At 46.4% G+C, this 23404-nt stretch carries 22 protein-coding genes and 6 tRNA genes; 1 reads left to right on the top strand and 27 read right to left on the bottom strand.

Translation table 11 applies throughout. The features are described from left to right. Window positions 1-50: 50 nt before the first annotated feature. From AC1DPK_RS27310 to AC1DPK_RS27210, 21 genes are all read right to left on the bottom strand, one after another. Window positions 51-1001 carry an ROK family glucokinase gene (locus AC1DPK_RS27310; protein ID WP_339206020.1) on the bottom strand — a complete coding sequence of 317 codons (951 nt, stop codon included), beginning with the start codon at window positions 999-1001 and terminating at the stop codon, window positions 51-53. A 208-nt stretch (window positions 1002-1209) separates the two neighbouring features. Continuing rightward, a complete protein-coding gene (gene trxB / locus AC1DPK_RS27305; protein WP_076270750.1) occupies window positions 1210-2157 on the bottom strand; it encodes a thioredoxin-disulfide reductase in 948 nt (315 codons plus the stop codon). A gap of 20 nt (window positions 2158-2177) precedes the next feature. Further along, window positions 2178-3929: a tetratricopeptide repeat protein gene (locus tag AC1DPK_RS27300; protein WP_339206018.1), complete on the bottom strand. Its 1752-nt coding sequence runs from the start codon at window positions 3927-3929 to the stop codon at window positions 2178-2180. A 165-nt stretch (window positions 3930-4094) separates the two neighbouring features. After that, a complete protein-coding gene (locus AC1DPK_RS27295) occupies window positions 4095-5045 on the bottom strand; it encodes a ribose-phosphate diphosphokinase (RefSeq protein ID WP_076270752.1) in 951 nt (316 codons plus the stop codon). A 115-nt stretch (window positions 5046-5160) separates the two neighbouring features. Then, a complete protein-coding gene (gene hisJ, locus AC1DPK_RS27290) occupies window positions 5161-5967 on the bottom strand; it encodes a histidinol-phosphatase HisJ (RefSeq protein ID WP_477512237.1) in 807 nt (268 codons plus the stop codon). Window positions 5968-6010: 43 nt separating this feature from the next. Beyond that, window positions 6011-6703, bottom strand: a complete 693-nt coding sequence (gene hisIE, locus AC1DPK_RS27285) for a bifunctional phosphoribosyl-AMP cyclohydrolase/phosphoribosyl-ATP diphosphatase HisIE (protein ID WP_339206016.1) — start codon at window positions 6701-6703, stop codon at window positions 6011-6013. Beyond that, on the bottom strand, window positions 6700-7458 hold the full coding sequence (hisF, locus tag AC1DPK_RS27280) for an imidazole glycerol phosphate synthase subunit HisF (RefSeq protein WP_339206014.1): 759 nt from the start codon (window positions 7456-7458) through the stop codon (window positions 6700-6702). The genes hisIE and hisF overlap by 4 nt, the downstream gene beginning before the upstream one ends. A gap of 422 nt (window positions 7459-7880) precedes the next feature. Then, window positions 7881-8498 (bottom strand): imidazole glycerol phosphate synthase subunit HisH, encoded by a 618-nt coding sequence (gene hisH / locus AC1DPK_RS27275; RefSeq protein ID WP_441886387.1) that lies wholly within the window; start codon window positions 8496-8498, stop codon window positions 7881-7883. Window position 8499: 1 nt separating this feature from the next. Next, window positions 8500-9105: an imidazoleglycerol-phosphate dehydratase HisB gene (gene hisB, locus AC1DPK_RS27270; protein ID WP_076270756.1), complete on the bottom strand. Its 606-nt coding sequence runs from the start codon at window positions 9103-9105 to the stop codon at window positions 8500-8502. Window positions 9106-9270: 165 nt separating this feature from the next. Then, window positions 9271-10557, bottom strand: coding sequence for a histidinol dehydrogenase (gene hisD / locus AC1DPK_RS27265; protein ID WP_076270757.1), 1287 nt, complete (start codon window positions 10555-10557; stop codon window positions 9271-9273). Window positions 10558-10761: 204 nt separating this feature from the next. Continuing rightward, a complete protein-coding gene (gene hisG, locus AC1DPK_RS27260) occupies window positions 10762-11406 on the bottom strand; it encodes an ATP phosphoribosyltransferase (RefSeq protein ID WP_076270758.1) in 645 nt (214 codons plus the stop codon). Further along, a complete protein-coding gene (locus AC1DPK_RS27255) occupies window positions 11403-12635 on the bottom strand; it encodes an ATP phosphoribosyltransferase regulatory subunit (RefSeq protein WP_477512236.1) in 1233 nt (410 codons plus the stop codon). Before AC1DPK_RS27255 ends, hisG begins: the two co-directional genes overlap by 4 nt. A gap of 195 nt (window positions 12636-12830) precedes the next feature. After that, window positions 12831-13364 carry an acyltransferase gene (locus AC1DPK_RS27250; protein WP_179089910.1) on the bottom strand — a complete coding sequence of 178 codons (534 nt, stop codon included), beginning with the start codon at window positions 13362-13364 and terminating at the stop codon, window positions 12831-12833. Then, the gene (gene ppaX, locus AC1DPK_RS27245) at window positions 13357-14022 is read right to left on the bottom strand and encodes a pyrophosphatase PpaX (RefSeq protein ID WP_076270761.1); all 666 of its coding nucleotides are present in this window, start codon (window positions 14020-14022) and stop codon (window positions 13357-13359) included. The genes AC1DPK_RS27250 and ppaX overlap by 8 nt, the downstream gene beginning before the upstream one ends. 23 nt (window positions 14023-14045) lie before the next feature. Further along, the gene (gene lgt / locus AC1DPK_RS27240) at window positions 14046-15047 is read right to left on the bottom strand and encodes a prolipoprotein diacylglyceryl transferase (RefSeq protein WP_441886373.1); all 1002 of its coding nucleotides are present in this window, start codon (window positions 15045-15047) and stop codon (window positions 14046-14048) included. A gap of 21 nt (window positions 15048-15068) precedes the next feature. Beyond that, the gene (gene hprK, locus AC1DPK_RS27235) at window positions 15069-16007 is read right to left on the bottom strand and encodes an HPr(Ser) kinase/phosphatase (protein WP_076270762.1); all 939 of its coding nucleotides are present in this window, start codon (window positions 16005-16007) and stop codon (window positions 15069-15071) included. A gap of 121 nt (window positions 16008-16128) precedes the next feature. Continuing rightward, window positions 16129-17493, bottom strand: coding sequence for a DUF4179 domain-containing protein (locus AC1DPK_RS27230; RefSeq protein WP_477512235.1), 1365 nt, complete (start codon window positions 17491-17493; stop codon window positions 16129-16131). Further along, on the bottom strand, window positions 17438-18031 hold the full coding sequence (locus AC1DPK_RS27225; protein ID WP_477512234.1) for a sigma-70 family RNA polymerase sigma factor: 594 nt from the start codon (window positions 18029-18031) through the stop codon (window positions 17438-17440). The genes AC1DPK_RS27230 and AC1DPK_RS27225 overlap by 56 nt, the downstream gene beginning before the upstream one ends. Before the next feature lie 201 nt (window positions 18032-18232). Continuing rightward, on the bottom strand, window positions 18233-19354 hold the full coding sequence (locus tag AC1DPK_RS27220; protein WP_076270765.1) for an ABC transporter ATP-binding protein: 1122 nt from the start codon (window positions 19352-19354) through the stop codon (window positions 18233-18235). An 89-nt stretch (window positions 19355-19443) separates the two neighbouring features. Further along, the gene (locus AC1DPK_RS27215; RefSeq protein ID WP_441886363.1) at window positions 19444-20586 is read right to left on the bottom strand and encodes a PucR family transcriptional regulator; all 1143 of its coding nucleotides are present in this window, start codon (window positions 20584-20586) and stop codon (window positions 19444-19446) included. Between the two features lie 174 nt (window positions 20587-20760). Then, a complete protein-coding gene (locus tag AC1DPK_RS27210; RefSeq protein WP_076270766.1) occupies window positions 20761-21708 on the bottom strand; it encodes a glycosyltransferase family 4 protein in 948 nt (315 codons plus the stop codon). Between the two features lie 189 nt (window positions 21709-21897). Between AC1DPK_RS27210 and ssuE the strand changes: the two genes are divergently transcribed. Beyond that, complete coding sequence (ssuE, locus tag AC1DPK_RS27205; protein WP_477512233.1) at window positions 21898-22452, top strand: NADPH-dependent FMN reductase; 555 nt, start codon at window positions 21898-21900, stop codon at window positions 22450-22452. Window positions 22453-22600: 148 nt separating this feature from the next. Here the strand turns inward: ssuE and AC1DPK_RS27200 are convergent. The 6 genes from AC1DPK_RS27200 to AC1DPK_RS27175 all read right to left on the bottom strand — a co-directional run bounded on the left by AC1DPK_RS27200 (window position 22601) and on the right by AC1DPK_RS27175 (window position 23194). After that, window positions 22601-22676 (bottom strand) — tRNA-Lys (locus tag AC1DPK_RS27200). A 15-nt stretch (window positions 22677-22691) separates the two neighbouring features. After that, a tRNA-Tyr gene (locus AC1DPK_RS27195) sits at window positions 22692-22776 on the bottom strand. Window positions 22777-22814: 38 nt separating this feature from the next. Then, window positions 22815-22890, bottom strand: a tRNA-Phe gene (locus tag AC1DPK_RS27190). A 16-nt stretch (window positions 22891-22906) separates the two neighbouring features. Beyond that, window positions 22907-22983, bottom strand: a tRNA-Asp gene (locus AC1DPK_RS27185). Window positions 22984-23018: 35 nt separating this feature from the next. Further along, window positions 23019-23094, bottom strand: a tRNA-Val gene (locus AC1DPK_RS27180). 23 nt (window positions 23095-23117) lie between these two features. Beyond that, a tRNA-Met gene (locus tag AC1DPK_RS27175) sits at window positions 23118-23194 on the bottom strand. Between the last annotated feature and the right edge of the window lie 210 nt (window positions 23195-23404).

Below are 23404 nucleotides of genomic sequence, written 5' to 3'. Positions count from 1 at the left end.
GGCTAAGACTTTGCAGATGCAAAGTCTCTTCGTCATTTACAACTATGAAATTAACCTCTTAGAATAAGGCCGGCTGCGCCTACAACGCCAGCGTTGTTGCCTAGTGTTGCCGCTACGATTTGCACATTTTCTTTCGCTTGATCCTGTGTATACTTGTCGAATACTTCACGAATTTGCTCGAATAAAAATTCTCCAGCCTTCGAAACGCCGCCGCCAATGATGAAATATTGCGGATTCAATACAATAGCGATCATCGCCATTGATTTACCCAAATAATAAGCAGCACGGTTTACGATGCGAGTTGCTACTTCGTCTCCTGCTTTAGCCGCATCAAGAACATCCTTCGCCATAATATCCTCAACAAGTGAAAGCGATGTACGATCGCCGCGTTCCACCGCATCCTTTGCCATACGGATAATACCTGTTGCAGAGGATACCGTTTCCAAGCAGCCAATTTTGCCGCAGCCGCATACAATAGCTTCAAGATCAGGCACGATAGCCATATGACCAAGCTCGCCAGCCATACCCATAGAACCTTCAACGATTTTACCATCTATAATTATGCCGCCGCCTACGCCTGTGCCGAGTGTGTAGCATACGCAGTGCGCGATGCCTTTGCCCGCTCCGCCCCAAGCTTCGCCTAGTGCAGCAACATTCGCATCATTATTAACTTTAACTGTCTTATTCAGCTCTTGCTCCAAATAAGCCTTAAGATTGACGTTCTCGATTTTTAAGTTTGGTGCAAATTTCACAATTCCGTTTGGAATATCTAAGAAACCAGCAATACCAACGCCTACCCCGTCAACTTGCTCCCAATCATAGTCCGATTCCACTACGATTTGTTGTGCATATTTCGCAATATTTTGAAGGATAGTGTCCGTTCCTTTACTCGCCTCCGTCGGCCCCTCGTACGTCTGGAGCAATTGCCCATCCGAATTACAAATACCTACTTTAATAGCAGTTCCGCCGACATCGACTCCAACGTAAATCTTCTCAGACATCACTAGTCCACCTCATCAATATGTTAATCTTCTCTTGTAACACTATAAGCGACCTTCATCCTCTGGTCAAGATAGAGGAATACTGGCAAATCAACCATTCTGGGCTTGGAAAAAACGCCTTCAGCATTTAATGAAAAAGCTATACCTTCAAGCATGTCGCTCTGCTGGTATAGCCCCTTCTTTATCTTATGTTGCAACTCGTCAAGTATTAAAGCGATTTGCTCCAGTCATGCGTAATTGCACCCTCCAAATATCTTTCACAATCCAGTGCAGCCATACAACCGCTGCCTGCTGCTGTAATTGCTTGACGATATTTGCTGTCTTGAACATCTCCACAAGCGAACACGCCCGGTACATTCGTTTCAGATGTACCTGGTTTTACAACAATGTAACCATGATCGTCTGTATCGATTTGACCTGCTAGGAATTTCGTGTTTGGCGTATGGCCGATAGCGATAAAGATTCCGTCTGTCTCAATAACATCCTCTTCACCTGTCTCGTTGTCACGAACTTTAAGTCCAGTAACACCCATGCCAGTTGCTACAACCTCAACCGGTGTGCGGTTTAAGCTCCAGCTGATTTTCTCGTTCTCACGAGCGCGATCCTGCATGATTTTGGATGCGCGAAGCTCATCACGACGGTTAACAAGCTCTACGTTTGAAGCAAAACGAGTAAGGAAGTTTGCTTCCTCCATCGCAGAGTCGCCGCCGCCCACTACGATAATTTTTTTACCGCGGAAGAAGAAGCCATCGCAAGTTGCACATGTGCTTACGCCGCGGCCAACGTTTTCTTTCTCGCCTGGAATGCCGAGGTATCTGGCCGATGCACCAGTAGAAATAATGATGCTCTCCCCAACAAGCTCGCCGTGGCCTTCCACTTGAAGCTTGAATGGACGCTCTGACATATCCACGCTATTAACCCAACCCGTAATAAACTTAGCGCCAAAGCGCTCCGCTTGCTTACGCATGTTTTCCATAAGTTCAGGACCCATAATCCCTTCCGGGAAACCAGGGAAATTCTCAACCTCTGTTGTTGTCGTCAATTGACCGCCCGGTTCTGGACCTTCAATAATGAGTGGGCTCATGTTAGCGCGAGCCAAATAAATAGCTGCTGTAAGCCCCGCAGGACCAGTACCGATAATAATTGATTTGTACATAAGCTTCACCTCGTAAAAGTTTATTCGTCCTGTAATTCTTGCGTAAAGAAGACGGAACTCATCGACTTCATCTTTTCTTTGATGCCGCAAACTTCATCAATAATCTTGACGTTCTTGCTGACTGTCGCAATAGATGTACCGTATCTGGTGGAAACCTCGTGATAGGAGATAGCACGACGATGCATTTTTGCAGTCAAATATTCTAATGCGGCCGCCCAGCTCTCCGGCTTCGTAAGCTTCGGAGCATCTGGATATACTCGCGTCAAAAATTCCACCCATAAGGTCATCAAATCATGCTGCTGAACCAAATCATACTGCTTGCTCATGCGATCAAGAGCGATATCTGCAACAGCCTGCCATTTATCTTCCCATACAGGCAGACTTGAAGGGACCCGGTTCGGCTCAATGACCGTTTCTTTGCCTTCCAGCACCACATGTAAAGGCTCTTGTACGCCCATCGTTCTGAGTACAAAGATGGCAATCCGTTTTAAATAATCATCCTCTTCCTTCTCGAGCAAAAACGTCTGAAGAACATCCTTCACTTCGCTGTCAGCGATCATCCCTAGAGCCTGAATAACCTGTAGCTTCGTGTCCTGATCACCATGACGCAGCGCCCAGAAGAACGACGAGCGTACTAGCGGATCGCGCTTAAGATGATCGGGAATGCCATCGGAGGATTTCTCCCATAGCTTAAACTGCTCTTCGAACGGCAAATGATAGTGATAGCTGATGGCAGCCGTCTGCTGCCCGCTTCGTACTAGCTCAAGCTGCTCCATATAATAAAGAGGAATGCTTGATTTTGGATCAAGCTTGATTGTCTGCTTCCATAGGCGCTCTGCTTCCTGCAAACGTCCGATATTGCAAGCTGCAACAGCCGCGTAATGATACAGGCTTGGATCCTGAGTGAGCTCTGAATCTTTGAGAAGTCTGGTGAAATGCTTATAAGCAGCACCATGCTCTCCTAAGATGCCCATTGTTGTTGCCAGTTTAAACACATGCTCTTGATGGAACGGTACCGTCTTCGCAAGCAGCTCAACAAGCGGCTTCAAGCTTTTTTCATCGTTCTTGTGCTGATAAAAAATAGCAAGGTTGCACAGCGCATGCAGGTTGCCCGCTTCAAGATCAAGCACTTCATGTATCGTATCCATCGCTTTATCGAACATGCCCATATAGTAGTAGGCCAATGCCAAATTATTTCGAGCAGCTAAAAAATCTGGCTGTCCTTCGATAATTTTCTCCAAAATGCGCACAGCCTCAGTGAATTTACCTTCCTCCAGCAGCGTGCGCGCCAAATCATGCTCGACCATGCCTTCACGAGACTTAATGTTGGTTAGACGAGTAGGACGCTCCAGTTCAAAATGCAGTAGATCCATCATATCTTCCGCTTCATCCAGAAACTGTCCTTCGGAGTCCTCTTCCAAATATCGAATAAGCGAGCCCTCGGCTGCTTCATATTGTTCTAAATTAGCAAAATTGTTCGCCATATAGAAATGGCACTCCGTCATCGTCGGATCAAGCTCATCTACAATCCAACCGAGGATTTTATTCGATTCCTCATAGTTGCCCATTTCAGAAAGAATGCCGGCCATATTACAATGGTTTACCGGATTCTCCGGCTCGTATTCGACGGCGCGACGAAAATATTTAAGTGCCTTGTCATAATGGAGCCGATCAAGCGATCGAACCGCACGTTCGAAAAAAAACGTAGCGTCCCATTGAACCGGTATGACTTTCGTCTGTTGATCTACGGCAACTCGTTTCTTTTCTTTCACCCGCAAGGCACCTCCCGTTACTTCCGATTTTATACGATTATACCATAGCAATACCCCTGAGAACATGAAAGAATATGTGGGAAAATCGCGGATGGCAAATACACCACCCGCGATTTCCCGCGGCATTACTATTCATTTCGTTAGTTCTGCATTCCATTTGAACGTTTAGACACCATTGCTTTTGAACAATGTGCTAATGGAGCCGCCCTCCAAAATAATGCGTGTTGCTTCTGCAAGCAACGGCGCAACGGAAAGCACCTTGAAGCGTTCAGGAGTCGATTCCGGCAAGCTGATTGAGTCTGTTACGATGACTTCTCTAATATTGGGATGATCCAAACGCTCAATGGCAGAGCCGGAGAATAACGGATGCGTTGCGCATACAAATACATCCTCAGCGCCGCGCTCCTTCAAGCTTTCCACAACGTTAACAATCGTAGATCCCGTATCGATGAGATCCTCGATAATAATCGGAGTTTGACCTTCGACATCACCGATAACATGTGTGATAACTGATTCATTATGCGCAGGGCGTTTCTTGATCATAATCGCAAACGATGTATCCAAGTAGTTCGCTAGCTTCTCAGCAGTTGAAGCACGTCCTGCATCCGGCGATACAACAACCGGGTTCTTGATGTTTTTCGACTTCAAATAATCGCTGATTAAATCTAGCGCAGTCATATGATCGACTGGAATGTTGAAGAAGCCTTGAATAGCTGGAGCATGTAGGTCGATTGTAATCACTCGGTTCGCTCCTACTGTCGTGAGCACATCCGCCAGCATTTTCGCTGAAATCGGCTCCCGAGGTGCTGCTTTGCGCTCCTGACGCGCATAACCGTAATAAGGCATGATGATGTTGACCGTTCTTGCGGAAGCACGCTTCGCCGCATCAATCATAACAAGCAATTCGACAAAATGCTCGTTGATTGGATGTGAGAATGATTGTACGAGAAATACATCGCAATTCCGAATCGTTTCCTCGTAATGCACGTAAATCTCTCCGCTTTTAAAACGGGACATCTTGATCGCACCTAGCGTCAGACCAAGCTCTGCACTAATTTTCTGAGCCAATACCGGATTAGACGAACCCGAAAAAATACGCACCTTGTCGCTTAACATGATACCCTCCTGAGCGTTAAAACCAATTAATTTGACGGAACAAGTACTCGTCTTTGCCGGATCATTCGACAAAGCTTATTTGATCATCTATATTATACATGGAATTTACGATATTTCAAAAATCAATCATCACTAATTTTCGACAATTAAATGTCGCAAGCTGCTTAAAGCCAACTTCTTTGAGCAAATCGTAGGCTTGATCCAAATATTGGCCTAGTCTTTCAGGCTGGTGAGCATCCGAACCAACCGTCAGCGGAATGCCTAGTTCCAGTGCATATTCCAGCATTCTACGGCTCGGAAACATCTCTGCTGCAGGTGTGCGAAGGCCCGATGCGTTGAGCTCAATCGCAAGTCCATGCTTCTTGACTGCCTCTAGTGCAGCGTTCTCCAAATGGGTAACATTTTCCTCCGGCAGAAAGCCAAAACGCTTGATGACATCAATATGTCCAATGTAGTCATAGAGCCCGCTTGCGGCTGCTTTGCCCACGGCTGCGTAGTACTGTTCGTATACAGCCATACGATTGCGGCCTTCCCAGCCTCCCGTTTGCCGGAAATCGGTGATGTCCCACTCCCCAAGAAAATGAACAGAGCCAATCACATAGTCCCAAGGGTACGCGTTCACGATCGCAGCGATCTGCTCCTCGCAGCCCTCGATATAATCGCCTTCAAGCCCAACACGTATGTCGATTTGTCCCTTATATTTTTCCTTAAGCGCAAGGCATTCCTCCACATAACGCGGAAGCTCATCCATCGGCATAGCCATTTCCGGATAATAAGTAGCAGGGTCAACATGGAGCAGAGGCATATGATCGGAAAGGCCGAGCTGCACGAGTCCGATCTCTATGCCCTTCTTTACATATTCCTCTAGCTCTCCGACGGCATGACCACAGCGAGCATGATGCGTATGGTAATCGATAAACATGTGCGTACCGGCCTTTCTGCTGTCATTTATCATTCAGCTTCCATTATCTCATTTTATTTGTTGTTGGCTTGCCGTGACGATTGTTAATTTCACTGATTACATCATCTAGCGGCAATCCACGTTCACGAAGCAATACCATCAGGTGAAAAATAAGATCGCCAACCTCGCTGCGAAGCTCGTCGTTATCTTTATTCTTCGCTGCTATGATCACCTCGGATGCTTCTTCGCCTACTTTTTTCAAAATCTTATCTACACCTTTATCGAACAGGTATGAGGTGTAAGAGCCTTCAGGGCGCTCTGCGTAACGCTCGGCAATCACGCTCTCTAGTTGTCCAAGCGTAGCGAAGCGGTCTGCAGCGGATTGTCCAGCCTCTGAAGAAGCATCTGTGTTCCCAGCTACTTCAACCGAATTAAAGAAGCAGCTATAGCGCCCTGTGTGGCAAGCTGGACCTTTTTGCTCCACCTTAACGAGCAATGTATCACCGTCGCAATCATAAGCCAAAGAAACGATGCGCTGCGTATTGCCGCTTGTCGCTCCTTTGTTCCAAAGCTCATTACGCGATCGGCTCCAATACCAAGTCACGCCGGATTCAACGGATAGCTGAAGTGATTCCTTATTCATATAAGCCATCATAAGCACTTCTTTGCTTTGCACATCTTGAACAATAGCTGGTACTAGCCCCGCATCGTCCCATTTGATTTTTGAGATAAGTTCATTATGATTGTTTTCCGTCATCGTACCTCTACTCCCTTCAAGCGCAAATCGTCCTTCACTTCACGAATCGTCATTTCTTTATAGTGAAAAATCGTCGCAGCTAGAGCCGCATCCGCATGTGCCATTTGGAATACATCGTTAAAATGCTCAACTCTACCCGCTCCGCCCGAAGCAATGACGGGAATGCCTAGCGAATCTGACACCGCCTGCGTGAGCTTGATGTCGAAGCCGTCTTTGGTGCCATCGGCATCCATGCTGGTCAGCAAAATTTCACCCGCGCCTAGCTTCTCCACTTCACGTGCCCATTCGAGCGCCTTAATGCCAGTCGTTTTGCGTCCGCCGTGCGTGTAAACTTCCCATTCGCCCCACTCAGCATTAAACTTCGCATCAATCGCCACCACGATGCACTGTGATCCAAACTTGCGTGACCCCTCTTGAATGAGTGCCTTGTTTAAAACCGCAGCTGTATTTATGCCGATTTTGTCCGCGCCGGCGCGCAGCAGCCGCTTCATATCATCGACATGAGATATGCCGCCGCCTACCGTAAACGGAATCGTAATTTCCCCAGCGGTCCGCTTGACCACTTCAATCATCGTCGCACGCCCTTCAACGGAAGCCGATATATCTAGAAATACAAGCTCATCTGCGCCCTCTTGGTCATAAGTGGCCGCCAGCTCGACTGGGTCGCCCGCATCGCGCAGGTTCACAAAATTAACACCCTTCACAACGCGGCCATCCTTCACGTCAAGACAAGGAATGATACGTTTCGCCAGCATATTGCACTCTCCTTTATGCCCGTAGTCGAGCTTAATTGTCTATCCGGTAACACTCGGCATTACTTAGGATTACTTGGAATCACTTTGATAAAACTGCTTGGATTAAGGAAGAAGCATCCTTACCAAGCAGCGTAGACTCATTTGTAAGTATGGAAGAAATAGCACGGTCATTATTAAATGGAATGCATTCATTCAGCAATGTTGGCAAGATTGAGCAGCCTGTGCTTGGCTTGATCGATCATTATCCAAGCACACAAGTACTGCTCACACACACATGCAAACAGGTAAACAGTATACAGGCACTATGCAATTCTCACACAGGCTTATCATCGCAATAGCCTGTGGGGCAAGCTTAAGCTTTAAGTCTTAAACGATTTAATTTGTTTAAGTAGTTAACTTGCTTGAATATCTATTGAAGCTTGTTATGCTTCGTTAATTTTAGTTAGTGCAAGAAAGTTGCCCAGCAGCTGCATGCCAAGCTCTCCGCTTTTTTCGGGGTGAAATTGCATGCCATATACGTTTCCGCGACCAACAATTGCTGTTACCTGCTGATAATAGTCTGTTGTTGCGAGCAGGTCGGAACTTACCTCCGGCTTCGCATGGAACGAGTGTACGAAATAAACATGCCCTTCGGTCAACCCATTAAATAGAGGCGATTGCTCTTGAAGGAAATTCAGCTTGTTCCAACCCATATGCGGAATCTTGTAATCACCTGTAAAACGGCTAACTTTGCCGGGAAGAAGATTTAATCCCTCATTCGTTCCATATTCGTCACTTTCGGTGAAGAGAAGCTGCATGCCAAGGCAAATGCCGAGCAGCGGCTTACCAGAAGCTGCATACGCTTTAGTCACTTCATCCATCTTCGTTTCCCGCAGGTTTTGCATAGCATCGCCAAACGCACCAACGCCAGGAAGAATCGCTCCGTCTGAAGCTGCAATCTTCTCGGGATCGTCTGTTATAACCGCCTCGTATCCAAGACGCTCAACCGCTTTGCTTACGCTGTGGAGGTTGCCCATCCCATAATCAATAATCGCGATCATCCTAGAGCACTCCTTTCGTTGAAGGCACTCCTTGTACGCGAGGATCAATGCTTGTTGCTTCATCAAGCGCTCGTCCAAGCGCTTTGAACACCGCTTCAATCATGTGGTGCGTGTTTTTGCCGTAATGTACGATTACGTGAAGCGTGATGCGTGATTCAAGTGCAAGCTTCCACAAAAACTCATGAACAAGCTCTGTCGAGAAGCTGCCTACTTGTGTGGATGGGTATTCGGCACGATATTCAAAGTGTGGGCGGTTGCTCACATCAATAATAACCTGAGCCAGCGCCTCATCCATTGGTACAAATACGCTAGCGTAACGCTTGATGCCGCGTTTATCACCTAGCGCTTCACGAAGCGTTTGACCGATGCAAATTCCGATATCCTCTACCGTATGGTGATCATCGATGTCGATGTCGCCGCGTGCTTCTAATTCCAGATTAAACTGGCCGTGCTTAATAAATAGATCCAGCATATGGTTAAAGAAAGGGACATCTGTATCAATCTTTGCTTCACCTGTTCCATCTACTGCAAAAGTAAGTTTAATATCCGTTTCATTCGTCTTGCGTGCCACCGATGCTTCACGTACGCGATTTTCCGACACTTTCATTCCTTCTTCCTATATGATTATGTTTGTTTTCATCATCTCAAATGCCCTGCCGCATAAGGGAATTCCAGCACATGCCGCTAAAGAGCATAAGAGTTATTACCTAGGTAATAACTCTCCTATACTTAATTGTTTGCCTAACAAATTTATCTTTTTACGTTAAAATGTTTACCCGCGTTCCTTCTCAAGACGAACCTCAATTGCACGAGCGTGCCCTTCAAGTCCTTCATGACGAGCCAGCGTCATGATTTTATCGCCATTAGCCATCAACGCTTCTTTACTGTAGTAAATCAAGCTCGATTTCTTCAAGAAATCATCAACGTTAACCGGCGATGAGAACCGTGCTGTGCCGTTTGTTGGAATGATGTGGTTAGGTCCAGCAAAATAATCCCCGACCGGCTCCGAGCTGTATGGCCCAAGGAAAATAGCGCCTGCGTTCTGAATGTAGCCGAGCAAACGCATCGGATCAACCGTCAGCACCTCTAAGTGCTCAGGCGCGATCTGATTAATAACGTCGATACCCGCTTCGAGCGAGTCGACCAGCAGTACAGCGCCATAGTTGTCGATGGAGCTGCGTGCAATGTCTTGGCGCGGCAGGGTGGACAGCTGACGCTCCACCTCCGCTGCTACAGCTTCCGCAAGCTGCTGCGATGGCGTTACAAGGATCGCCGATGACATCTCATCGTGCTCCGCCTGCGACAGCAGATCCGCGGCTACATACGCGGGATCAGCTGAATCGTCAGCAAGCACGACGATTTCACTTGGCCCGGCGATACTGTCGATATCGACGGCACCGAATACGGCGCGCTTTGCTAGCGCCACATAAATATTGCCCGGTCCGCATATTTTATCGACCGGAGCAATCGTGGCCGTGCCGTACGCAAGCGCGGCTATGGCCTGTGCGCCGCCGACCCGGTACATCTCCTTGACGCCCGATTCCGCGGCGGCAACGAGAATATACGGGTCGATGCCTTCCGTGCCGCCAGTTGCCGGCGGCGTCACCATAACAATTTCCGGCACGCCAGCTACCTGCGCCGGTATAACATTCATCAGCACAGACGACGGATAAGCCGCCTTGCCTCCGGGCACGTATACGCCGACCCGCTTGAGCGGTCGCATAATTTGCCCGAGCAGCGTTCCGTCCTGCTGCAAATCCATCCACGAGGTACGCATTTGCTTCTCGTGGAATACCCGAATGTTCACGGCTGCTTCGCGAATAGCCGTGAGAAAGTCGGCGTCAACATGCTCATACGCCGCCTGTATTTCCTCCTGCGTCACACGCAGCGACGCAGCGTCCAGCTTAACGCGGTCATGCTGCTCCGTATACCTCAGCAGAGCTGCATCCCCCTCAGACTTTACATCTGCGACGATCTTCAAAGCAGACTCATTTTGCTCAGGTGTCCCATACTCCACCTCACGCTTCAAACCAAATTGCTCCGCTCGCATAATACGCATATCATCCACTCCTTCCAATACTCACAAGGCTAATTATCCGTCCAGTCCAGCATGCGCTTCACTTGTCATGCCTCGTCTATACATGAAATGCTGCAAGCCCTGCTCTGCGTTTGCTCGTGCTTCAGTGACACTCGCCAAGCATCTCCCGCTCTTGCTAGGCTCGCTTTATCCAATCATGCTTTCTTCTTACTTTCCGCTCTCTTCCTAACCCCGCTTAGCCAGCGCTTCCTGCAAGCGATCACACAGTCCTTGAATAGCTTCATTCTTCATCCGGTAACTTACTCGATTCGCGATTAAGCGGCTCGTAATACCGAAGATCGATTCCATCTCCACAAGCCCATTCTCACGAAGAGTTTGGCCGGTTTCCACCATATCGACGATACGGTCAGCTAACCCGATCATTGGCGCAAGCTCGATGGAGCCATTTAGCTTAATGACCTCCACCTGCTGCCCGAGCTCACGGAAATACGCCGAAGCCACATTCGGGTATTTGGTCGCTACACGCGGATTCATAGTCGGCTTCCAATCCGGCATGCCAATAACAGACATCCGGCATTTGGCAATGCCAAGATCAAGCAGCTCATAAACATCTTTATTTTCCTCCATGAGCACGTCTTTGCCCACGATTCCAATGTCCGCTACGCCGTATTCCACATAAGTCGGTACGTCAACAGGCTTTGCCATAATAAACTCCATCCCTACCTCTGGAAGCTCAATGATCAACTTGCGCGTATCATCAAAGTCGCTAGGAATCGGAAGCCCCGCTTCACGGAACAGCTTGGAAGCTACCTTATAAATGCGGCCCTTCGGCATCGCCACTTTCAATATATCTTTTGTCGCTCCGCTCATGTGGCGCTGCCTCCTTTAATTCCGCTTCCGTCAAATGTCAGCAATGCTGTGTAGGCTACGCCTTTATAAGTAAACGATTGCTGCTGTGCCTTATTTTTAAGCTCATCAAGAAGTGCGTTATTCGCATCTACCCGCTCTGTTACAACGCTCGCACCCTGCCCGCGCAGTTCCTGTGCTTTAACAAGCGCCTCATTGCGTCCAGCTGTATCATAGATAACCAGTGTGCGTTCCGTTTCACTCTCAGCGCCATCGCCAAGCAGCTCCAGAATACGCGTCGTCTTGAGCGCAAATCCCGTTGCAGGAGCCGGTCTGCCGAACTGGGCCAGCAGGTTGTCATAACGGCCTCCACTTACAACCGGGAAGCCTAGATCAGCTGCATAACCCTCGAAAGTCATCCCTGTGTAATAGGAGAAGTCACCAATCATCGTCAGATCGATAAGCACATGCTCACAAACCCCATACGCCTTCAGCACATCCCATATTTGGCACAAATGTTGAATGGACGCCCGCGCTTTATCATCCACATTCAGCTGCAGCGCTTGATCACAAATCTCTTGCCCGCCGCGTAGACGCAAAACACCTTCCAGCTCTTGCTGAACGGATTCATCCACGGATAATCCACGAAGCTGCTCGCGGTAACCTACAAAATCACGGCCTAACAAGCAGCTCTTCAACTGCTCCTGCGCTTCTGCACGGCCTGGCAAGGATTGCTCCAGCAAGCCGTTTAGGAACCCAACATGCCCAATCGCGATCTTGAAGCGTTCAACACCGGCAGCTTTAAGCGACGCGATTGCAAGAGCAACAACCTCTGCATCCGCTTCTGCTGAAGAATCACCAACTAGCTCTACGCCCGTTTGGAAAAATTCTGCCTCGCGGCCCGCCTCTTCCTCTATCGCCCGAAACACATTAGAGTGATACGACAGACGCTGCGGAAAGTCCGCTTGCTTCAATAAGGACGACACTACACGAGCGATTGGCGACGTCATATCAGAGCGCAGCACCAGCGTTGTTCCACGATTGTTAAGCAGCTTGAATAACTTCTGATCGGATGTAGAGCTGGCTACACCCACTGTATCGTAATATTCCATTGTTGGAGTTATAATTTGTTCGTAGCCCCAGCCCTGCATGCAGGCAAGAACCTGACGTTCAATATGACGCAGCTTAGCCACTGCACTTGGCAAATAATCTTTAACGCCTATCGGCTTCTCAAATACTTTTGGTTTAGACATCCAATATCACCTTCGTTTACTTTAGTGGTTTAAAGCGATACCATGTTACCATGCTAACAAATTAAAGAGTTTAGTCGTAATATTAGCATGAAAAGCTTATTTTCGTCAAGTTGAAATCGATCCGTTTTACGTCAAAAAAGAAAGCCTCGACCGGCTGCGAGACGAACTCGCACGGACGAAGCTTTCCATAGCCCATTAGTTTAAAATGTTGCGCACATTCTCATCAAATTCGCTTGGCACGACCATTTCGCTTCGTCTAATTTCCCGCATCGGATTGCCTCCTACAAATGCATAAGCAGGCACATCCTTATGGACAACTGATCCAGCAGCTACAATGGCATGATCGCCGATTGTTACACCTGGCAATATCGTCGTATTTGCTCCTATCATGACATGAGAGCCTATCACGACGTCGCCGAGACGATACTCCTTGATCAAATATTCATGAGTTAGAATGGTTGTATTATATCCGATAATTGTATTATTGCCTACCGTTATACGCTCGGGAAAAAAGACATCGACCATGACCATAAGTGCAAAAGCGGTATGTTCTCCGACCTTCATGCCGAGCAAACGGCGGTAAATCCAATTTTTTAACGGAAGAATCGGACAATAGCGCGCTAGCTGGATGCAAATGAAATTACGAACCGATTTGAATCGGCTGACCGTTGAATATACTTGCCACAGCGCGTTTGGCCCTTCCACCGGATATCGTTCAACTTTACGCAAATGTTTCCCGCTCCATTCCGACAAAGGAATAGAGATCGCGCATGTCGTGAATGACATGATGGGCTCCGGCATCCTTAAGGATTTGCTCGCCTTTTAGCGACCAAGCGACACCAACTGCTATCGCACCTGCTGCAATCGCCGACTCGATATCCACTGTGCTGTCTCCAACCATAATGGTCGTTGCCGGATCTGCGCCGAGCAGACCGATTGCTTTGCTCACTGGTTCTGGATGCGGCTTAGCATGAACAACATCATCAATCGTTACAATGGTATCCACGAAGTCGAACAGCCCAACGTATTTCAAGCCGCGTTCCGTTGTCAGACGCATTTTTGTCGTAACGACGCCAATTTGGATACCTTGCTTATGCATCCGCTCAATAACTTCTATGACGTAATCAAATGGTTTTACATATTCATCATGCAAACGCAGATTAACTTCGCGATACGCTGCCACAAGATGTGTTACTTCATCCAATCCCGAGAATAGCTTCATTTGATCCGTAAGCGGCTGTCCCATGCTTGGAATAATATGCTCTCTTCCGAATCCTTCTGGTGCTACGCCTTGTAAAGACTCTATGAACGAGCGGATGATAAGCTCATTGGTGTCGATAATCGTGCCGTCCAAATCGAACAGCATCGTTTTGATATTGCCCGTCATCGATAAACCTCCCTAAATTACATTTAACGCTTGCCAGCCTCATCATCTTTTTTAGTGCCAACAGGTTGGTCTTTGCCCTTTTTCTCAGAATCCGATCCCACGTTACGCTCTGGCTTGCTAGTCGTAATTGGATCAAGGTAATGAGCGGATGCAAGTCCCGTCTTACGTCGCACGATAATAAGTACAACCGCACCAACGATTAAAAGCAGCGCCAGTACTTGTGAAATCCTTATGTTGCCGTACGCAGGATCCAAGTAACCTTGTTTGAACAATACCTCCATTGGAGTCCAGAGGCCATTAATAAACGATGCCAGCCACGATGGTCCTCTAAATGCAAGACTGTCCGTACGAAGCGCTTCTATAAAGAAACGGCCGATTGAATACCAGATAAAGTAGCTGGCCATCAGCTCGCCTGCGCGCAAAAACTTTTGGCGGCGAAGGATGAACAATATAGCAATACCGACCAAGCTCCATACGGATTCATACAAGAAAGCCGGGTGACGGTATTCACCTTGAATAAGCATTTGATCCACGATAAACGATGGTAAATGAAGTGTATTGCGAAGGAAAGACTCGCTAACCACGCCGCCATACGCCTCTTGGTTCATGAAATTTCCCCAACGACCAATCATTTGACCTGCAAGCAGTCCAGGTACACAAATGTCTACCAAACGCCAGAAGTTATAGCCTTTATAGCGGAAATAGAAGAACCCGCAAATAAAAGCTCCGATTATCGCACCATATATCGCGATACCGCCATTCCATATTTTGAACACATCTACAAAGTTGCCTTTATAATCTTCCCATTTGAACGCTACATAATAAATTCGCGCTCCAATAATGGCGGAAGGGACGCCGAGCAGCAACAAATCCATGAAAAAATCCGGCTTAATTCCGAATCGTTTACCTTCTTGCACCGCGAGAAGCAGCCCCACTAATGCCGCTGTTCCCAAAATAATGCCATACCAATGCACTTCAATAGAGCCTAATGTGAAGGCAATTGGGTTTAATATCAATGTCTTCATTTAGTTATATCCCCTTTAGGTTCAATCGTATTCGTCCATATCATCAGCGATCGTTTCCGTAAGCTTATTCGTAAACTGCAGCGCCGCATTGTAACCCATTCGTTTCAAGCGGAAATTCATTGCTGCCACCTCGATGATGACCGCTAAGTTACGACCGGGTCTTACTGGCACAGTTACGAGCGGAATGTCCGTCTCGATAATACGGGTCGTTTCTTCATCCAAGCCAAGGCGATCATACTGCTTGTCCTGCTGCCAGTTTTCCAGCTTAATGACAAGGCCGATACGCTTCTGCGTCCGAACTGCCCCTGCGCCAAAAAGTGTCATTACATTAATAATACCCAGCCCTCTAATCTCGAGCAGGTGACGAATAAGCTCTGGCGCACTGCCGTGCAGCTGCGCATCGGAGGTTTGCATAATTTCTACTGCATCATCAGCGACAAGCCGGTGTCCGCGTTTGACAAGCTCTAGCGCCGTCTCGCTTTTACCGATGCCGCTACCTCCAGTAATAAGCATTCCAACGCCGTATACGTCAACAAGAACGCCATGAATCGTTGCTGTCGGAGCTAGCTTTCTCTCCAAAAAGTCCGTAATTCTGCTGGACAAAATGGTTGTAGCCACATTGCTTCTGAGCAGCGGAATTTGTTTCTCATTACATTGATCTACAAGCTCTTGAGGCGCTTCCAGCCCTCTTGTCAAAATAATGCAAGGTGTATCCTCGTTGCATAAACGAACCATACGATCCTTGCGCTCTTCACCGTCCAGCATATTTAGGAACGAGATTTCCGTTCTTCCAAGCAGCTGTACGCGCTCACTTGGATGGTAGTGGAAATATCCAGCCATTTCGAGTCCAGGCCGATACAAATCATCTACTGTAATGGCACGCTTCATTCCATCCTCGCCCGCAATAATCTCAAGCTGAAATTGTTTAACGAGCTCAGATACTTTCACTTTTTTCGGCATCGTAGGGCCTCCCTCATATGACAACTGCTATTGTGTATATGTATGATATTTTCCAATGTCTTCATCGTAAAGGAAAAAGGCGCTGAACGCAACGTTTCCTCCGCTGCTCAGCGCCTTCGACTTATTTTATCGGTATACTTATCGGTTTTAATACATAACCAGGGTACTGCTCAATACTGAATGTTAACGGCTGCTTGTAATCTGCTGCTGGAATTCGATAAACATAGGTCACTTTATCTTCATTTGAATTCCACTGCACCCCCCGATTATCTGAAATAGGGTAGGATAAACCAGCACCGTCCTTGAAGGTGCCGCCGTGCGGAAATAATGTATAGCCTGGCTTCTTGTCGATCTCATCCTGGCTTAGCAAATCAAACTTCACTTCATACTCACCATTTAGCAGCTCTTTGCTGGCTAATAGAAGCCTATTATTCGGTGATGATAAAGTTTCTATTTTATCCGTATCCACCGTGATGCTTAAATTGTTTTCCGACAAATACAAACCGTCCGCAATTAAAGTTAACTTTTTGGGCTTAACGAAATAGCTGCTCTTAAAGTGAAGGGTAATTGATGTATTAGAATCGCCAAATGCAGAATTCGACTCATATCGCCTGCCTTTCTCATCGACAAGCGCTATATTTATAAAACCATTTGCGTGTTTGTCATTAGTTGCATCTGCTTCGATTGTCACTGCTATTTGAAGCGGTGTGATAACAGCATTTTTCACCGTAAAACGTTGTCCTCCGACCTCAACCTTATGCTCGATCGAGATTTCTTCACGCATCCCCTCGAATCTTTTATGCTCAATTGGAAAATCAACCTTTAGCCACTGACCGCCAAGCAATAGGCTGAATTGCAAGCTCTCCGGCATTTTAGAACCTTCGCCCATTAGTATATCTAAATATTGATGGACAGGAACGCTTGAACCCTCGGCATCATCATTCGGATAATGCGATGAACCAATGGAAGCGACCAAATCCTTACCATCACTCGTTTTTAATTTATACTCCAGAAATCCTGTATTGCCGTTAATTCCTGGTCCCTCTACCGTATACAGAATAGCCATACGCTGATCATCGGCTATAATACCATCAACCATAAAAATGTAACCGTTTTTCTCGTCCGAGAGCTTTATAGGCTGTATGAAATCATTTTCCATTGCTGTAATCAAGGACTTATCTCCCTGAATCAACTCAACAAACCCGCTGAAACCCGGAATTTCCTTCACAATAGAAGCAAACACAGGAGATACGCGAACGAACGCGGTTAGAAGCAGGATTACACTTAGCCCTGCAGCAATCATGCTCACACTCCATCTTTTTCTGTTTCTACGTATGGATCGCTTCCGCCCCTGCTCAATTCCACTTCGTATTGCTGCCTCCAGCGCCAGCTCCGGCATCACAACAAGCTCCTGATTCACATGGTCAATGTCACTTCGCAGCGCCTGATTGGCTTGCCTGAACGGCGTCTCCTTGGCCTCGCTCATTTCGTATCTCCTCCTTCATATGAGCCATATCTGCTCTTAGTCCTTTTAATGCTTTGTTCAGCCACGTTCGAATGGTCCCATCAGGCTTCTCCAATAGCTCAGCAATTTCCGTAATCGTCATATCACGATAATATTTGAGTGTTATCACCATACGATAGTTAACCGGAAGCAGTTGAATCTGCGCAGCCATATCAAGGCGTGCTGCTGTCTCATCGTACTCAACTGTCTTTTCCCTCAAATCATATTGCTCGGCTATCGAATCGGTAGGACGCTCCCTTGTTTGCTTCTTCTTAGCATCCATACACACACGGATCAAAATACGAATGGCCCACGTTGTAAAAAATTTCGGCTCCCTTAATGTATGCTTTTTCGTCCATATCCGGCAAACCGTTTCTTGTATAGCCTCCAATGCATCCGACTCATTTCGCATATATGAATAAGCAATCCCATACATTTGAAGCTTATCTAGATCAATACGCTGCAGCAGCGCCGTTTCATCGCCCCGTATAGCCGCTTCAGCCCACTCATCCTTATTCATGCCTCTTCCCTCCTGCCCAGGCTCCCTCTCATTTCTTCTACATTATTATTCCTGTTTTGTATTAGACAGCCGAAGCATGGAAACGGTTTTGTTTGACTCCTATTTATTTAATCGCAACAGCCATTTCGACAAAAACGACCTCTAGTTAAAATAAAAAAAGAACGATCGGATAATCCGACCGTTCTTCTTCCATACTATTTATTAAGCTTCGAAAATGTTAAGTTCTGTCGTTTTGTCGAACAAGTGTACTTTGTTCATGTCAAGCGCAAGCTTAACAGTTGTGCCATCACGTAGACCAGAGCGGCCGTCAACACGAGCGATAACTGTGTCAGTGCCGATACCGTTCAGGTACAAGTACATCTCGTGACCAAGGTTCTCAGCAACCTCAACATTTGCGTTCACGATTGTTTGTGGGGATGCTTCCAAGAATACTGGCTCTTCGTGAAGATCCTCTGGACGAATGCCAAGAATCACTTCTTTGCCGATGTAACCTTTCGAGCGAAGCGATGCTGCTTTGCCTTCTGGAACAACTACATCAACGCCGCTTGCTTTGAAGCGAAGCGCTCCGCCTTGCTCTGTAAGCGAACCACTGATAAAGTTCATCGATGGAGCGCCGATAAAGCCAGCTACGAAGATGTTAACCGGGTGGTTATACAGTTCTTCTGGTGAAGCTGTTTGTTGAATGAAACCGTCTTTCATAACAACGATACGGTCACCCATTGTCATTGCCTCGATTTGGTCATGCGTTACATAGATAGTTGTTGTTTCAAGACGTTTTGTAAGCTTGCTGATTTCAGCGCGCATTTGTCCACGAAGTTTCGCGTCCAAGTTGGAAAGCGGCTCATCCATCAAGAATACTTGTGGCTCACGAACGATTGCGCGTCCTAGAGCGACACGTTGACGTTGACCACCGGAAAGTGCTTTTGGTTTACGGTCAAGCAAATGCTCGATATCTAGAATTTTAGCAGCTTCACGAACACGTTTGTCGATGTCTGCTTTTTTGAATTTACGAAGTTTAAGGCCGAAAGCCATGTTTTGGTAAACGTTCATGTGCGGGTACAACGCGTAGGATTGGAATACCATCGCGATGTCGCGGTCTTTAGGAGCTACATCGTTCACAAGGCGGTCGCCGATGAACAATTTGCCTTCGGAAATTTCTTCAAGGCCTGCAATCATACGAAGAGTTGTCGATTTACCGCAACCAGATGGTCCGACCAATACGAGAAACTCTTTGTCTTTAATATCTAAGTTAACGTCAGTAACCGATGCTTTGTCAGTACCCGGGTATTTTTTGTAAATGCCTTCTAAACGTACGCCTGCCATGATAATTTTCCCCCTAGAAAGAAATTTCGTTATGCCTATATCTTATCCCACTGGGGAGCTTGTGACTATGCACATACTTTACAAAAAAACTAATTTCTTTTCGTAACTTTGTACAATAGTAATATAATTTTGACTAGTACGGCATCCCTAAACTGACGAACATCTAAACCAGTCTCTTGTTTAAGCTTGTCTAAACGATATAATAATGTATTTCTATGAATGTATAATTTCTTCGCTGTCTCACTAACGTTGCAATCAAGCGTAAAAAATGTTTCCAATGTACTCAGCATTTCTGATTCAACGAATAGATCCGCTCTTTTTAACGACTGCTCCAAATATCTCGCACGATGGACTTCAGGAATTGCATTCAACAAACGTTCCAACTGAAGCATCCACGGCAAATAAATATTCGTTCCTACATGGAATTTTCGGCCAAGATTAATCGTCTCCCGCAGCAGCATTGTCGTCTCAATCATACCTTTTGCTGGTGATGATGGATGAGCAACTGCGATGTGGCATTCACCAATCCACTCACTGGCAAGCATCTCATGCAATCCAAGCCCAATCGAAGCTAGACTATCCTCAATCGTCTCTTCCTCCTGCTCATCGAAAGCATCGGAATCCTCATCTCTCAGCAAGGACATCGAACCCCATATCAGCCATTCCTGGCTCTTGAGCGGAATAAGCAAGACATCGTCGGACATAAATGAACGCAGAAGTTTTTCTAATTCAGAATAGGTTGCATGCTTCGTGCCAGACTGCTCTGTAACGAGTAAGAAAGGTATCATTTCATTAAATAAGCGACTGCCAACGGTTAAATGATCAGGTAAGGAATATGCGGGCTCATCCGATTCCAACTGCTTCTGAATCCAATCTCCAAGCTTAAGCGCTTGTCTCTCTGATTCAGAGAGCGCCGCATTTTTTTTCTCCATTAAATGTCCGCGGTTAAGCTGCAATGTCCAGCTTATCAGTTCCTTCTCTGTTGCCTGAAGCGATGGACAATCGATTTCTAATAAATCCACTTCATATTCCGCAGATGAAATGACAATCCACGTTTTTTCGTTTTTTTCTACGCGTTGGCCCTCTATAGGAGAAGATCCTATATGATCGCCTAACCACACCACATCAGCATTGCTAATTAAATCGTTCCACTCCGCTATAGATTTCGAAACAGCATGTACCGGACAGTTCAAAATGTGCTTCAGCGGCTTCAACCAGTCTGTCGTGCTCATTTCTCTATCTCCAATCTCCACAAGCATTTGCGGCTGCGTGCTTCCTCCTATGGGAGGACACCTATTGCGATTAGCAGCTCCATATAAGCGGATTAATAAGTAAAAAAAGTTTATTCGCACCTTTTTGTGGAATAACGCTTTTTCCCGTCATTGTACCACAAGAGCTTGCTTAATTCAGCCTATTACCAGTAAAAGAATGATTGACAAGAGTGCGAATAACGCAGCAATTAAATATAGAAACGAAACCGTTTGAACCTGGCTCAGTCCCCATTTCATCAAAAGATGATGCGTATGCAGCTTGTCCGCATGATGCAAGCCTTTACCGCTTATAAGCCTGCGCAGCATGACATAAGCCGTGTCAAATATAGGCAATCCAAGCGCCAGTAATGGAACTAGCAAGGTAATGAATGTTGCTTTCTTAAACGCTCCATCAACAGCAATTACAGCAAGCGTAAAGCCTAGGAAGGTTGCTCCTGCGTCACCCATAAAAATTCTGGCTGGATAAAAATTATGAACCAAAAAACCAAAGCATGCTCCGGCTACAATAATGGCAAGAATAGCGGTGCTTGGCTGACCTTTGACGAGCGCCACCGTCAATAGCGTTAGTGCTGACAGCGTACATACCCCTGAAGCCAGCCCATCTACGCCATCAATAAAGTTGATCATATTGATTAACGCGAAAACCCATAGCATCGTTGTCAGCCACGATACCCAATCGGGAAATGAAATAAACAAATGTGTAAACGGATTGGTAATACCCGCAATTTTGATATGAAATAAGCTTGGGATTGACGCAGCACCCATATAGAGGATGACACGCGGCCATATCGGAAAGTCTTTCCCTTTTGCCTTTGACGCATCATCAAGAAGTCCAATAATTACGAGCACGGTTCCACCCGTAACTATGGTCCAAGTGAGCGGAGTGAACCCGATAAAAATAAACATCGTAACGATGCAGCCAACAAAAATAGCCGCGCCACCCATGAGAGGGATCGGCTTGTTATGTATTTTTCTCTGATTAGGACGATCGACAAAACCAAGTCGCAGCGCAAATACACGAAGCGGTGGTACGCTTGCAAATACGATCGCGAAGCTAATTAAAACCGCTAATCCGTATACCATTGCAACTACCCCTTTTTCTATTTCATTCCTATATGTATACATTGTTCCCTTATATCGATAAAATACAAGAAACAAATCAAACCTGTTTGACCAAATAACATCTGCCATGGTACTATCTATTCAAAGTTTACTTATCGGATTAATGTAATTTTATTTTCTACTATTTATTTGAAAAAGAGGAGTGCACCCATGTCCAAGATTGTAATTATTTCAGGCAGTCCAAATGCTTTATCTCGTTTAAATGGCATAACACAGTACGTAGAGCAACAATTGATAACAAAACATCTTTCGGTTGATACCATAACCGTGGTTTCTTTGCCAGCCGAAGATCTAATTCACGCTCGTTTTGGCAGCCCTGCTATTATAGAAGCCAATCAGCTTGTCGAGAATGCAGATGCTGTTATTATTGCAAGCCCAGTTTACAAAGCATCTTATACAGGCGTTCTAAAAACGTTTCTAGATCTACTGCCGCAGAAAGGACTTGATGGTAAAATCATTGCTCCTCTGTTTATCGGCGGCACCATCGCTCATCTACTCTCTATTGACTATTCCCTCAAGCCGGTACTCGCATCCATGGGCGCGAAATTATATGTTAGCGGAGTGTATGCCGTTGATTCCCAAATCGAGCGTTCACAAGAGCCAAATGAAGCTCCAGTATTTGAATTAAATGATGAACTTAAACTTCGTCTAAACGAAACGGTAAACGAGCTTGCTTATGAATTGAATCTACGGAGTAAAAACTAAGATTCATTCATTATCTGGTTTTAACTATGCAAAAAAAGAGTTTGTCCACTTTACTGATGGGCAAACTCTTTTTTATTTCGATTATAATCAAACAAAAAAACCGCAGATCCTAAGATCTACGGTTGTATAGGTTTGTTTAGAAAAAAAATGGTGAGCCATGTAGGATTCGAACCTACGACACCCTGATTAAAAGTCAGGTGCTCTACCAACTGAGCTAATGGCTCTTGCTGTAAAAGAAATGGTGGAGGATGATGGATTCGAACCACCGAACTCAGAGAGAGCAGATTTACAGTCTGCCGTGTTTAGCCACTTCACTAATCCTCCATACTATTACTTATTTCTCGTCGTAACGAAAAATAAAGTGGTGGCTCGGGACGGAATCGAACCGCCGACACGAGGATTTTCAGTCCTCTGCTCTACCGACTGAGCTACCGAGCCTTACTTTAAAGAAAAATGGCGGAGCTGACGGGATTCGAACCCGCGGTCTCCTGCGTGACAGGCAGGCATGTTGGGCCACTACACCACAGCTCCAAGTGGATCCGGTCATAAAACCGAATAAGTACATATGGTGGAGGATGACGGGATCGAACCGCCGACCCTCTGCTTGTAAGGCAGATGCTCTCCCAGCTGAGCTAATCCTCCAGATGTTACGATAAAAAAGGTAATGGTAGCGGCGAAGGGGATCGAACCCCCGACCTCACGGGTATGAACCGTACGCTCTAGCCAGCTGAGCTACACCGCCACGCTTGTCCCCCGAATAGTTGTCGATTGCAGCGTTCGGGGACGCTTGCAAAGTCAGAACATTACGCCCTGAAAACTGGATACGAAAGATTAGGCTTGCTGAAGCCTTTATGCTGCTGTCTACTGGATGTATGGGTCACAGTAAACGTGTTTAGGATAAGCCCTCGACCGATTAGTATTCGTCAGCTACACACATTGCTGTGCTTCCACC

The organism is Paenibacillus sp. 01T424 (assembly GCF_056398745.1).
Note: the sequence above shows the minus strand (reverse complement) of the source record. Positions and strands in the feature narration are given on the sequence as shown.